The sequence below is a fragment of the Flavobacterium sp. genome (assembly GCF_049590715.1).
Taxonomy (GTDB): domain Bacteria; phylum Bacteroidota; class Bacteroidia; order Flavobacteriales; family Flavobacteriaceae; genus Flavobacterium.
The window spans coordinates 1-12,263 of the sequence record NZ_JBAWDL010000232.1 but is presented as its reverse complement, the minus strand read 5'-3'; the positions used below and the strand labels follow the sequence as shown (position 1 = coordinate 12,263).

General features: G+C 32.9%; 11 protein-coding genes and 2 tRNA genes. 7 read left to right on the top strand and 6 right to left on the bottom strand.

Features of this window, described 5'->3' with window-relative positions:
* The 4 genes from WBQ70_RS10555 to WBQ70_RS10540 form a co-directional block, all read right to left on the bottom strand.
* The coding region (locus tag WBQ70_RS10555) for a SusC/RagA family TonB-linked outer membrane protein (protein ID WP_423913852.1) at positions 1 to 2,777 on the bottom strand (2,777 nt) is incomplete at its 3' end.
* A gap of 291 nt (positions 2,778 to 3,068) precedes the next feature.
* The gene (locus tag WBQ70_RS10550) at positions 3,069 to 3,725 is read right to left on the bottom strand and encodes an aspartate kinase (RefSeq protein ID WP_423913849.1); all 657 of its coding nucleotides are present in this window, start codon (positions 3,723 to 3,725) and stop codon (positions 3,069 to 3,071) included.
* A 116-nt stretch (positions 3,726 to 3,841) separates the two neighbouring features.
* Entirely contained in the window at positions 3,842 to 4,201 is a 360-nt protein-coding gene (locus WBQ70_RS10545) for a YraN family protein (RefSeq protein ID WP_423913846.1), read from the bottom strand.
* A gap of 148 nt (positions 4,202 to 4,349) precedes the next feature.
* Positions 4,350 to 5,246 carry a S66 peptidase family protein gene (locus WBQ70_RS10540; protein WP_423913844.1) on the bottom strand — a complete coding sequence of 299 codons (897 nt, stop codon included), beginning with the start codon at positions 5,244 to 5,246 and terminating at the stop codon, positions 4,350 to 4,352.
* 228 nt (positions 5,247 to 5,474) lie between these two features.
* Between WBQ70_RS10540 and WBQ70_RS10535 the strand changes: the two genes are divergently transcribed.
* The 6 genes from WBQ70_RS10535 to WBQ70_RS10510 all read left to right on the top strand — a co-directional run bounded on the left by WBQ70_RS10535 (position 5,475) and on the right by WBQ70_RS10510 (position 9,603).
* The gene (locus WBQ70_RS10535) at positions 5,475 to 6,584 is read left to right on the top strand and encodes an endonuclease/exonuclease/phosphatase family protein (protein ID WP_423913841.1); all 1,110 of its coding nucleotides are present in this window, start codon (positions 5,475 to 5,477) and stop codon (positions 6,582 to 6,584) included.
* Between the two features lie 395 nt (positions 6,585 to 6,979).
* Positions 6,980 to 7,510: a 3-hydroxyanthranilate 3,4-dioxygenase gene (locus WBQ70_RS10530; protein ID WP_423913855.1), complete on the top strand. Its 531-nt coding sequence runs from the start codon at positions 6,980 to 6,982 to the stop codon at positions 7,508 to 7,510.
* 221 nt (positions 7,511 to 7,731) lie between these two features.
* The gene (gene trxA / locus WBQ70_RS10525) at positions 7,732 to 8,049 is read left to right on the top strand and encodes a thioredoxin (RefSeq protein WP_423913839.1); all 318 of its coding nucleotides are present in this window, start codon (positions 7,732 to 7,734) and stop codon (positions 8,047 to 8,049) included.
* Between the two features lie 129 nt (positions 8,050 to 8,178).
* Entirely contained in the window at positions 8,179 to 9,105 is a 927-nt protein-coding gene (locus WBQ70_RS10520; RefSeq protein ID WP_423913837.1) for a DUF58 domain-containing protein, read from the top strand.
* Between the two features lie 86 nt (positions 9,106 to 9,191).
* A tRNA-Asp gene (locus tag WBQ70_RS10515) sits at positions 9,192 to 9,265 on the top strand.
* A 264-nt stretch (positions 9,266 to 9,529) separates the two neighbouring features.
* A tRNA-Asp gene (locus tag WBQ70_RS10510) sits at positions 9,530 to 9,603 on the top strand.
* Positions 9,604 to 9,783: 180 nt separating this feature from the next.
* Here WBQ70_RS10510 and WBQ70_RS10505 read toward each other — a convergent pair.
* Positions 9,784 to 10,365, bottom strand: a complete 582-nt coding sequence (locus WBQ70_RS10505) for a tRNA-(ms[2]io[6]A)-hydroxylase (RefSeq protein ID WP_423913834.1) — start codon at positions 10,363 to 10,365, stop codon at positions 9,784 to 9,786.
* Positions 10,366 to 10,473: 108 nt separating this feature from the next.
* Between WBQ70_RS10505 and WBQ70_RS10500 the strand changes: the two genes are divergently transcribed.
* Positions 10,474 to 11,718 carry a glycosyltransferase gene (locus tag WBQ70_RS10500; RefSeq protein WP_423913832.1) on the top strand — a complete coding sequence of 415 codons (1,245 nt, stop codon included), beginning with the start codon at positions 10,474 to 10,476 and terminating at the stop codon, positions 11,716 to 11,718.
* A 59-nt stretch (positions 11,719 to 11,777) separates the two neighbouring features.
* On the opposite strand, the gene WBQ70_RS10495 is transcribed toward WBQ70_RS10500, so the two are convergent.
* A partial coding sequence (locus WBQ70_RS10495) for a 2-oxo acid dehydrogenase subunit E2 (protein ID WP_423913829.1) occupies positions 11,778 to 12,263 on the bottom strand: 486 nt, incomplete at its 5' end.

Sequence of the window (12,263 nt, the reverse complement as noted above, 5' to 3'; positions counted from 1 at the left end):
ATATCATTTCCATAAGACCATTGAAAAAATACATTCAAATCAAAGCCTTTGTATCTAAAATTATTTGTAAATCCACCAGTATGTTTAGGTAAACCGTGTCCTATTTCTGTATAATCACTCGAATTTACTATTAAATCTCCGTTTATATCTTTATACTTGATATCTCCTGGTTTAATATTCGCTCTTGTGTTTCCGTTTGTAGTCACGTTTGATTTCAAAGTATAGGTACCCGCTAAATCTTGGTCAAAATCGCTATACTTGTATGTTCCATCAGAAACATAACCGTACATAATTCCTAAAGGGGAACCGATTTTTGCAATATAAGCAGGCGTGTTTTCCCACTGTGTATCCCATTTTAAAGTGCTTTCTAAAATGGTTTGATCATCACTCAATGCTAATACTTTGTTTTCATTAAAAGCAATATTAAAAGAGGTAGACCAAGAGAAATCATTGGTTTTGATATTTTCTGTATTCAAAGTCAACTCTAGTCCTTTATTTTCTATACTACCTACGTTTTTAATAGCTGTTGCAAAACCTGAGGTTTGAGGTAACGAGGCTTTTAATAGTAAATCTTTCGTTGTTTTACGATATACATCGGCAGAAAATGTGATACGTTGCTTAAAGAAACCTAAATCTAATCCTAAATCCGTTTGTTCAGTTGTTTCCCATTTTAGTTTTGAATTCCCTAAATTAGTAGCTACTACGTTAGGTGTATAAGTATTATCGAAAACGTAATTGCTTTCTAATGGATTGTAATAATTAGTAAGATAGTCAAAATCACCTACTCTATTGTTTCCTGTTTGTCCATAACTCGTTCTTATTTTTCCTTCAGAAATTAAGGTACTGTTTTTCAAGAATTTTTCATTACCAAAGTTCCACGACACTGCTCCTGATGGGAAATAACCCCAGTGATTTGTTGCTGGAAATTTTGAAGAACCATCTGCACGAATAGAAGCCGTAAATAAATACCTAGAGTCATAATTGTAATTTATTCTTCCTAAGAATGAGGCCATAGACCATAAAGATTCAAAAGTATCTACACGTAATTGTGTTCCATAATCTAACCCATCTAAACCTAGTGCTTCGTATTCTGATGGTATTTGATTAGCACTGCTTCCATAACTCTTTGTGTTTTCTTTTTGCAACGTAAAACCACCTAATACATTCAAAGTATTCTTTTGATTGATTTTTTTGTTCCATGTTAATGTGTTTTCATTTAGCCAGTTGCTTTTTTGTGCATAGTTTATAGATCCATTAAGGCCATTATTACTTCCAGGGTATCCGTATTGTGTTTTACTATTGTTGTATGAATTTTGCTTAATTCTTGTTTCATTTACACCTGTAGTAATCCTTAATTTTAAATCAGGTAGAATAGTATATTCTAAATAAGCATTTGAATTCAAATTTTGGGTTGTATTCAAACGGTATAAATTACTCAGGTTGATTAGGGGGTTTACACGATAATCATTTATAGGGTTTACATCTGGATCTTGTAGTTCTTGATCAAGATTAGTGTTTCCAGAGTCTAATGGTTTATATCCCCATACTGAAAACATAATATTTGTTGAAGAACTAAATTGCGATTGTGATGGACTAATTCCTGTTTGGTTTAAATGACTATAATTCGTATTGACACCAATTTTGAATTTTTTACTAATTGTATGATCAACTACCAAGCGTCCTTGATATCTTTTGTAATTTGAATTGATCAAAATACCGTCTTGGTCGTTTAAGGAAGTAGAGAAAGAGTATTTAGTTTTTTCATTGCCTCCTCTTACCGAAAAATTATAATTTCGCATAGGAGCAGTACGGGTCACCTTTCCTTCCCAGTCTTTTCGTTCTACATTTTTATAATCTTCAAGTGTTTTTCCATCTGCCAAATAAATTTGTGTTGGTGTTTTGTAAGATGTTGCTGAAACAAGTGTAGGGTCAAATTCTATTTGGTATTTTACAAATTCATACGGACTCATCACATCCATTTTTTTTAGATTTTCTTGAAAACCATAAGAAGCATCAAAATTGAATACTGGTTTACCTGTTTTTCCTTTTTTAGTGGTAATCACAATTACTCCATTAGCACCTCTTGCGCCATAAATAGCTGTTGCTGATGCATCTTTTAGTACAATTAATGACTCAATATCTTGTGGGTTAATAGCATTGTTGTTTGGGTTTTCTATTAAAAAGCCATCAATAACATATAATGGTGAATTATCCTGTGTTACTGAGTTGTTTCCACGGATAACAATATTTACACCTGACCCTGGTTGTCCGTCTGAAGAGGTTACTTGTACTCCTGCAACACGTCCCGCTAAGGCTTCGTCAAACGAACGAACTGGTGCTTTTTGTAAGTCTTCTACCGATAATTTTGAGATAGAACCCGTTAAGTCACTTCGCTTTTGTGTACCATAGCCTACCACTACAATTTCATCTAATGAAGTGGTATTTGCTTCTAAAGTCACATTGATTATCGATTGGTTGTTAATAATAATCGTTTTGGTTTTGTAACCAATATATGAAAACATCAATTGCTCATTAGAATTGGCTTTTATTTTAAAAGTACCATCAAAATCTGTTTGTGTGGCAACTTTTGTTCCTTTTACCATAACAGTTGCACCTGGAATTACTTCTTTAAATTCATCAATTACTTTTCCTGATATCAATTTTGTTTGTGCATTTCCAATTGCTGGAATTGCTAGTAATATAATGAGAATAATCATCTGGTTAAAGATAGAAGCGAGCTGCTTTCTTTTTTGGTTCGTTTGGTTTTGTTTATTCATAACTATTGATTGGTTATTTATTAATAGAATTTCATTAAGGTAAAATTACTTTTAACAATACAATAAAAAGTGGGGTAAATTGACCTTTGATGAGGTACATTTTGTTCTATAGAATCCGTATGCCCTATAAAACAAAAACTTCAGCCTATTGAAGCAAAATTTTTAGTACCTCTTTTTGATTGCTTACCTCACTCAAATAAAACTCTAAAAAACAAAAAAAAGCTGGCAGAAATAATCTGACAGCTCTTTGTTTTTTTTGTGTTTGTTGTTAGTCTCTTGCTAAACTAGGTATTAGTTTTTCAAATCCTTAATCACTTTAAAAGCAACATCTACTTGTTCTTCACTTACTAAAATAGTAAATTCATTAGAAGTCGAAATTACTTCGTTGATAATGATTCCTTCCCAAGCTAAACGTTGGAAGATAAAATAATAAATTCCTGGAATAACAATGTTTTCTTTTGGTAGTTTTACCGTGATCGAAGCTAGATTATCGAGTTTTTGAAGTAATTTTTCATTTGTAAAATGCTTGTCTACTAATGAATTTACCGTATTACTCACCACGATATTGATTTCATTGACACCTCTTGACGACGTATAAAAAACATCAGGAAAGGCGTTAATGTCTGATAATAATTCTGCTTGCTTATTCAAGACGGTTTCTGATATTGCAAAAGCATAATCCGTCAAGGCAGAACGTACCGTAATTTCACCAATGTTTTTAATTACTTTATTGATTTTATGATTGAGCCTGAAATCCAACTCTTCAGTTAATCGCTTCAAAGACATTACGACAGCCCCTTGCTTTACTTCTTTGCCAAATTCACTTTCTAATTCAGACATGATGTTCCTAGAAAGTGAAGTCAAATTAATAATCCCTAATGATAAAGCATTCAATAAAAAAGGCTTTGTCTTGATGTAATTCTCTACAATTGACGATACGGTTTTCATATTTTTATACGTATTTTTACTTATATTTAATAAATTTTATCTGTCTGATTAATCAAAATCCGGTACAAATATAAATAAAAAACAATTTGTTACAAATATAACACCTAAAAAAATAGCTAAAAATAAAAAAAAGCATCTGTAATATGTTCTATTACAAAGGAATTATTGTTTTTGTGAATCGAAATCACATCAAAACGAACATTTAAGTCCAAATTTTTTACGCATACGTATTTGTCTACAGCTCTTGTAAGTAGTTGGATTTTTTTTGTTTTTACAGCGTCGATTGGTAAACCAATTCCGATAGAAGTACGGGTCTTAACTTCAACAATAGCGAGGGTTTCATTTATTTGACAAACAATGTCAATTTCAGCCTTTTGAAACCGCCAATTTCTGTCTAAAATGGTGTATCCATTTTCTTTTAAAAAATTTACAGCCATTTCTTCGCCTAATTTTCCTAATTCGTTATGTGCTGCCATCGGTTCAAATTGAGTGTAAAAATTTAAAAAATAAGTAGTTTTACTAAGTAGGTTGCTTGTGTGCAATTTCTACTGTAATTTTTAATCCATAATAAAAAAATATTGTTTTTTAAAATGATAAGCTTATAGATGGATTAGGCTTTAATTTTTACTCAAAAACTACTGTAGTTTTAATGGGACTTACATCAATGGTAACTGTATTTCCTAAAATCAAAGCTCGGTTGTCGTGAATATGACCTGCGGGAAAATTATAAACAATTGGAATGTTGTATTTTTTGGTTACATCCTCAATGATTTCAAGTGCATTTTTACCCCAAGGAATGTCATTGTCTTTCATACTACTCATAGCTCCTATTAGAATCCCTTTGATACTTTCGAGACAACCGTTTCTTTTTAGATTCATCATCATCCTGTCCACATGGTATAGGTATTCATCCAAGTCTTCAATAAAAAGAATCTTATCGTGGCAATCAATAGCTGATGGTGAACCGAATAAACTATATAAAATCGATAAATTACCACCAACAAGTTCTCCACTTGCAGTGCCTAATTTATTCTTTAGGTTGGGAACTATTTCATAACTTAATTTTTCCCCAAATAAGGCAATACGTAAACTTTCAATAGCTGCATCTGTCGCTCTGGGGATGCTAATTGGCATAACGCCATGAATGGATTTGTAGCCCATCGTGTTTAAATGATTGTGTAAAACGGTTACATCGCTAAATCCTATAACCCATTTCGGACTTTGCTTGAATTTAGTAAAGTCTAATAAATCAATCATCCGTACTGTACCATAACCGCCACGCACACACCAAATGGCTTTAATATTTGGATTGTCCATTTGTACTTGAAAATCGGCAGCACGTTCTTCATCACTTCCTGCTAATTGATTTTCTTCAAGGCCGATTGTTTTGCCTATAACAACTTCAAGTCCCCATTTGTGTAATAAATCAATTGTGGGTTTTAAATTATCAACAAGGTTTTTTCGAGCAGTCGATACAATAGCAATAGTGTCTCCTTTTTGCAAATAGGCTGGTGTAATCATAGGGGTTTGAGATTGACAGTTTAAACTAAAAAAAGCAAAAAGCAAAAATAGATAACAATGTCTTTTGAAGGTAGTATAAGTGCTACGTAAATGCTCTATATGTCTATTTTTGTTTTGCAAAGTAAATTAATTGAATGGATCTAAATAATAGCAACAAATATAAGGTTTTTAAAATGTTTTGAGAAAGTTATCTTAATTTTTAGTATTTTTACTACTAAAAAATCAAATATGAAAGTTTTGTGTTTTATTCTTTTTGTTGCCTTATACTTCTCGTATAATAGTGTGGCTCAATCTAAAAAATTTAATATTCATACAATAGCTTTTTATAATTTTGAAAATCTATTTGATACGATTAACAATCACGCAACACATGATGATGAATGGACACCTAATGGATTCCAGCATTGGAACACAAAAAAATATTTTCAGAAACTACAAAATTTATCCAAAGTTCTTGTTGAAATAGGAACTTCTCAAAATACCAATGCTCCAACGCTCATCGGATGTTCTGAAGTTGAAAACCGCAGGGTTCTAGAGGATTTAGTACAACAGTCTTTGATTGTCAATAAAGATTATGGTATTATTCATTATGATTCTCCTGATAAACGAGGGATTGATGTGGCTTTGTTGTATCAAAAACGATATTTCAAGCCTACCTCTTATGTTAATATCCCGTTGATTATTTACGATAACAATAATAATAACAAATCAAACAGAAAGAAGGTTGTTGTAGAAGATGAGCGTGATGACCTTCAGTCCATTGAGCGCAATAACCGCATTTTTACCCGTGATCAGCTTTTAGTAACCGGATTTCTTGAAAATGAAGAAATTCATATTATTGTAAATCACTGGCCATCTCGATCTGGTGGCGAGAAAAAATCGAGTCCGCTTCGTGAAGCTGCTGGTGCTTTAAATAAAAAAATTATTGATTCCCTACAAAAAATAAATCCTAATGCCAAAATCATCACCTTAGGAGACCTTAATGATAGTCCTTTTAATAATAGTGTCAAAAAAGCGCTGAATGCTAAAGCAAAAAAAGAAGAGGTTCTGCCACTGGGTATTTTTAATCCTTTTGAAGAAATAGCAAATCAGGGGTTAGGTACCATCGCTTTTAGAGATACATGGGATGTTTTTGATCAAATTATGATGACCCAATCATTAATTCAAAATAATTTTTCACAGTATCAATATTGGAGAGCAGGAGTTTATAATAAACCCTTTTTAATCCAAACTACGGGTTTGTACAAAGGTTATCCCAAACGTCATTCTGCCACAGAGGTTGGCTTTAGTGATCATTTTCCAGTTTATATTTATTTGATTCGAGAGGAAAAGAAATAGGATAAAGAAGCAAGTGGAAATAGACAAGAAAAAAGAATGGAAAAAAAAACAGGCCTCAAACTTAGATGTTCTTATCTCTCTTATATGTTTCATTTTTTTCCTCCTTATTGATTAAACTTATATGCTCTTAAGTATGTCGAAAGTTTTAAAGTCATAAAATCAAAAGTAAAAACATCTTGAGATACGATTAAAAATGAATATCTTGAATTGTTTTTATATAAATTCAAAATGCGAGATTAAATAGTGTCTATTACCTACATTGTTTATATGTTTTAAAGCAGTCTGCATTTCAGAAAACATAAATGACTTATTTGTTTAAAATCTTAGCAACTTTGAGTTTTTGTAGCTTTACAACTTCTTCGTACCTAAGCTCTTCATATTCAAAAGCAACAAAAATTGCCATAACATCTCCTTTTGGCCTACATAAATGGATTTACGAAAATCGTCATTTACTCAAGCCACCTGTTGGGAATTACAATATTTACAAAGAATCAGGTGAATATATTGTGATGATTGTGGCTGGCCTTAATGCCCGTAAGGATTATCATTATAATGAAACCGAAGAGCTTTTTTATCAAATAGAAGGTTCGATTAAAGTCTTGATTCAAGAGAACGGTCAGCCAAAAGAAATGGAACTCCATGCTGGACATATGTACCTGCATCCTGCTGAAGTGCCCCATTCTCCAGTGCGTTCAGAAGGTTCTGTTGGTCTTGTAGTCGAGCGCAAACGGAAAGATCTTGGTCTTAAGAATGCACTCCTTTGGTATTGTGATAGTTGCAATCATAAACTATACGAAGTTTATTTTGAACTCCATGATATAGAGAAAGATTTCCTCGCCCATTTCAAGCCTTTTTACGCTTCAGAAAAACTAAGAACGTGTGATAATTGTGAAACAATAATGGATATAGACCCTCGATTTATTTAATTAAAAACGAAAGATGTATTAGGTTGCTATGCTTAGAATCGAGAATACTCGGAAAAAAAGAAAACAACTTCTAATAATAATTATCAATACATAAATAGTTAAATCTAATTTAAGAATAGTGTTTGGTTTATTTTAAATTTCTAAATTTGTATTTGAGTTAAGAAACTCAGTAATTTTTCTCCCTGCTGAAGTGCAGGGTTAACTTAAAAAAAAGATATAGTATGGCATTAGCAATAACAGATGCTACTTTTGACGAAGTAGTTTTGAAGTCAGATAAACCAGTTTTAGTAGATTTTTGGGCAGCTTGGTGTGGACCATGTAGAATGGTAGGGCCAATCATTGAAGAATTAAGCAACGAGTACGAAGGAAAAGTAGTTGTTGGAAAAGTAGATGTAGATGCAAACCAAGAATTTGCTGCAAAATACGGAGTGAGAAATATACCTACAGTGTTGGTTTTTCATAACGGTGAAGTAGTCGGAAAGCAAGTAGGAGTAGCACCTAAGCAAACGTACGCAGATAGTTTAGATGCTTTGTTATAGTCCTTAGGATTGTGATTTATATAAAAAGGTTTGACGTTAGTCAAGCCTTTTTTTGTTTAAAATATTTTTCAGAAATCTATTTTCTTTTTTCTTGCCACTTTTCTCTATTTCTTTTAATAACTTTGAGATATGAAGATTGAAACACAATTAGAAAAAATAACGAGTTTTCAACATTTGGAATTGTTAGCCAATCAAATAGTGGAAGGCTTTATATCTGGGATGCATAAAAGTCCATTTCATGGTTTTTCGGCGGAGTTTGCAGAGCATAAATTGTATAATGTAGGCGAAAGTACGAGGCATATTGATTGGAAGTTGTATGCAAAGACCGATCGACTCTATACAAAACGCTTTGAAGAAGAAACTAATTTGCGTTGTCATATCATTATAGATAACTCTTCGTCGATGCATTATCCTAAATTGGAATCGAATCAAAATTTTTATGAAAACAAAATAGGTTTTTCTGTTTTAGCTTCGGCCGTGTTAATGCATCTTTTAAAGAAGCAACGAGATGCAGTGGGACTTAGCGTTTTTTCAGATGGATACGACTATTATGCGCCCGAAAAAGGTAGTGATAGACACCATCGAATGGTATTGAGTGCTTTGGAAACTCTTTTGAAACAGACTGAAGTCAAAAAAACAACCAATACAATTACCTTTTTGCATCAAATAGCTGAGAAGATTCATCGTAGGTCAATGATTATTCTTTTTACGGATATGTTTCAGCTCGAGGATGAGGAAGCTTTATTTAATGCTTTGCAACACTTAAAGCATAATAAGCATAAAGTAGTGCTGTTTCATGTTATTGATAGTAAAACAGAGCTTCATTTTGATTATGACAACACGCCTAGAAAGTTTGTGGATGTAGAGACAGGGGAGGAGGTTGCTCTTTTCTCTGATAATGTGAAGGAGGAGTATGAGAAACAAATAGAAGCTTACTTTAAAAAACTCAGTTTGGCCTGTGCTCAAAATAGAATTAAGTACGTTCCTGTTGACGTGAGAGGTGATTTTGAAAAGATTGTGTTGACTTATTTAGCTGAAAAACAAAACTTTGGATAAGAGGCTTATTTTTTTTAAAAAAAAAGAGCAAAATTTCTTGTGGAAATGAAATTCTGTTGTATCTTTGCCACCGCAATAACGCAGTAGGTTTGGTAGTTCAGTTGGTTAGAATACATGCCTGTCACGCATGGGGTCGCGGGTTCGAGTCCCGTCCAGACCGCGAATATTGGGAAAGCCTTTCAGAAATGAAAGGCTTTTTTTTCCAATAAACGGTACTTAAAATAGTTGTGTTGTTGATCAGACTAGTTATCTGATCTTCGGGTTTAGTAGTTAGACCAATGGAAAGCTTTTCACTTAATTGTGAATGGCTTTTTTGATTTTAGGGCTATTCTTAAACAGTATTTTCTTAAAACTTCATAGAAATAATAAAAAGGCTTGCGTAACCGAAATTCTATTGTATCTTTGCAACCGCAATAACGCAGTAGGTTTGGTAGTTCAGTTGGTTAGAATACATGCCTGTCACGCATGGGGTCGCGGGTTCGAGTCCCGTCCAGACCGCAAATATTGTGAAAGCCTTTCAGAAATGAAAGGCTTTTTTATTTTCAAGAATTAGCATACTAGTAGGATCTACTTCGGCTTGATCCCCTAAAAGGGAACATGCTTCTGTTATTGAAATAATTCAATATGGTTTAAGTTTGAAAAAAAAGCGAATTCTATAATTGAATTTTACCCTTTTTATTAACCGTGTACTGTTTCGTTTTTTCCATAATTGGTAATTATGGAAGTTTCAAATTCAATCCATGCGGCCCATCTTTTGTCAACATCAACATTATCTGCATATTTTCTGGCAAAATTCAAGAAAGTAGTATAATGTCCGGCTTCACTGATCATTAAATCACGATAAAATTGGGCTAATTTAGGGTCTTTTATGTTCTCTGATAAGACTTTGAATCGTTCACAACTTCTTGCTTCTATCATTGCTGAAAACAGTAATCTTTCACACAATGCATCATTGCGACTCCCGTCTTTTTTCATGAATTTAAAAAGCTCGTTAACATAGCTATCTTTTCGTTCACGTCCAAAAGTCAGTCCTCTTTCTTTAATAAGGTCATGAACCATTTTGAAATGTTCTATTTCTTCTTGAGCAATAAGCATTAATTCGGTAACTAATTCTTCTTTTTCCGAGTTTTGGGTGATAAGGCTTATTGCATTAGAGGCCGCTTTCTGTTCGCACCAAGCATGATCTGTTAAAATTTCTTCTATATTTGATTCCACAATGGTTACCCATCTTGGGTCTGTAGCTAATTTTAATCCTAACATAATTAATTTTTTATAATTACAAAATTACGGTTTTATTCATAAAAAAGATTGATTTGAAGGTTATGCCATTAAAATAGTATTATTTTGTATTCGAAATAAGATAAATTGATGACTCAACACAAAAAGCTTTTAGTGATTGGTTTTGTTTGGCCAGAGCCAAATTCTTCTGCTGCAGGAACTCGTATGATGCAAATTATAGATTGTTTTATGAATGGTGGTTATCGTGTGGTTTTTGCTAGTGCGTCTTCCGATAGTGATTACATGGTCAATCTTAATGATTTGGGTATCGAAAAAGTTTCAATCAATTTAAACTGTTCTAGTTTTGATGATTTTGTTCGTGATTTAAGTCCTGATGTTGTTCTTTTTGATCGGTTTATGAGTGAGGAGCAATTTGGTTGGCGTGTTGCTGAACATTGCCCCAATGCTTTACGAATATTAGATACAGAAGATCTACATTGTTTGCGTTTAGCAAGGCAAAAAGCATTCAAGGCAAGTGTGGTATTCAATGAAACTTTTATTCTTAAAGAAGAGGTCGCAAAGAGAGAAGTTGCTAGTATTTTGCGTTCAGATCTTACGTTAATGATCTCAAAATATGAAATGGATTTGTTAACAGATGTTTTTAAAGTAGATGATAGTTTGTTGTTTTATATTCCTTTCCTTTTGGATTCGGTTACGGAGAAGCTTTTGGAAGGTTTGCCTTCGTTTGAAGAAAGAAAGGACTACGTTTTTATTGGAAATTTTTTGCACGAACCCAATTGGAATACAGTTCAGTATTTGAAAGAAATAATTTGGCCATTAATAAAGAAGTCTAGCAAAGATGCTGTTTTGAATATTTATGGTGCCTATCCATCACAAAAAGTTTTGCAATTGCATAATCCAAAAGAAGGTTTTTATATTAAAGGACGGGCTGAAAGCGCTCAGGAAGTAATTAAAAATGCAAGAGTTTTATTGGCGCCTATTCGTTTTGGTGCTGGTTTAAAAGGGAAATTAGTAGAAGCAATGCTTTATGGCACGCCTAGTGTAACAACTTCTATTGGTTCAGAAGCGATGAGTAGTGCTTTAGATTGGAATGGCTATGTTAAAGACAGTCCAGTGGAATATGCTTATGCTGCTACTGAATTGTATACAAATCAGTCTAAATGGTTTGAGTCACAAAAGAATGGAATAGCTATAATAAATCAATGTTATGATAAAGAAAATTTCGTTTCAAAGTTCATGAAAACAATTGTTTCTTTAAAAGATAATTTGGAAGAACACCGTTTATGTAATTTTTTTGGAAGTATGTTGATGCATCATTCTTTGCAAAGTACTAAGTTTATGTCTCGGTGGATTGAAGAAAAAAATAAAAAGTAAAGTAATAAAAAAAAGCCGTTTTGAATTTTCAAAACGGCTTTTAAGTATGTCATTAAAAATTAAGCTAACATCGTAACTGGATTTTCAATGTATTGTTTTAGTGTTTGTAAGAACTGAGCACCTGTGGCACCGTCAATTGTTCTGTGGTCACATGCTAATGATAACATCATTGTGTTTCCTACTACAATTTGTCCATTTTTAACAACTGGTTTCTCAACAATAGCTCCTACTGAAAGGATTGCGGAGTTTGGTTGGTTGATAATTGAATTAAATTCAGTGATACCAAACATTCCAAGGTTGGAAACTGTAAAAGTGCTTCCTTCCATTTCTGAAGGTAATAATTTTTTGTTTTTAGCTCTACCAGCTAAGTCTCTGACGCTTCCACCAATTTGAGAAAGGCTCATTGCATCTGTAAATTTCAATACAGGAACAACTAATCCATCTTCAACAGCTACAGCCACTCCAATATTCACGTGATGGTTGATGATAATAACATCCTCTTTCCATTGTGAGTTTATTTTTGGGTGTTTTTTCAATGCCAAAGC

What these genes read in the sequence shown, in the direction of transcription:
- WBQ70_RS10550 (WP_423913849.1), bottom strand. Translation starts at nt 3,725, where the DNA reads ATGAAAACCGTATCGTCAATTGTAGAGAATTACATCAAGACAAAGCCT.
- WBQ70_RS10545 (WP_423913846.1), bottom strand. Translation starts at nt 4,201, where the DNA reads ATGGCAGCACATAACGAATTAGGAAAATTAGGCGAAGAAATGGCTGTA.
- WBQ70_RS10540 (WP_423913844.1), bottom strand. Translation starts at nt 5,246, where the DNA reads ATGATTACACCAGCCTATTTGCAAAAAGGAGACACTATTGCTATTGTA.
- WBQ70_RS10535 (WP_423913841.1), top strand. Translation starts at nt 5,475, where the DNA reads ATGAAAGTTTTGTGTTTTATTCTTTTTGTTGCCTTATACTTCTCGTAT.
- trxA (WP_423913839.1), top strand. Translation starts at nt 7,732, where the DNA reads ATGGCATTAGCAATAACAGATGCTACTTTTGACGAAGTAGTTTTGAAG.
- WBQ70_RS10520 (WP_423913837.1), top strand. Translation starts at nt 8,179, where the DNA reads ATGAAGATTGAAACACAATTAGAAAAAATAACGAGTTTTCAACATTTG.
- WBQ70_RS10505 (WP_423913834.1), bottom strand. Translation starts at nt 10,365, where the DNA reads ATGTTAGGATTAAAATTAGCTACAGACCCAAGATGGGTAACCATTGTG.
- WBQ70_RS10500 (WP_423913832.1), top strand. Translation starts at nt 10,474, where the DNA reads ATGACTCAACACAAAAAGCTTTTAGTGATTGGTTTTGTTTGGCCAGAG.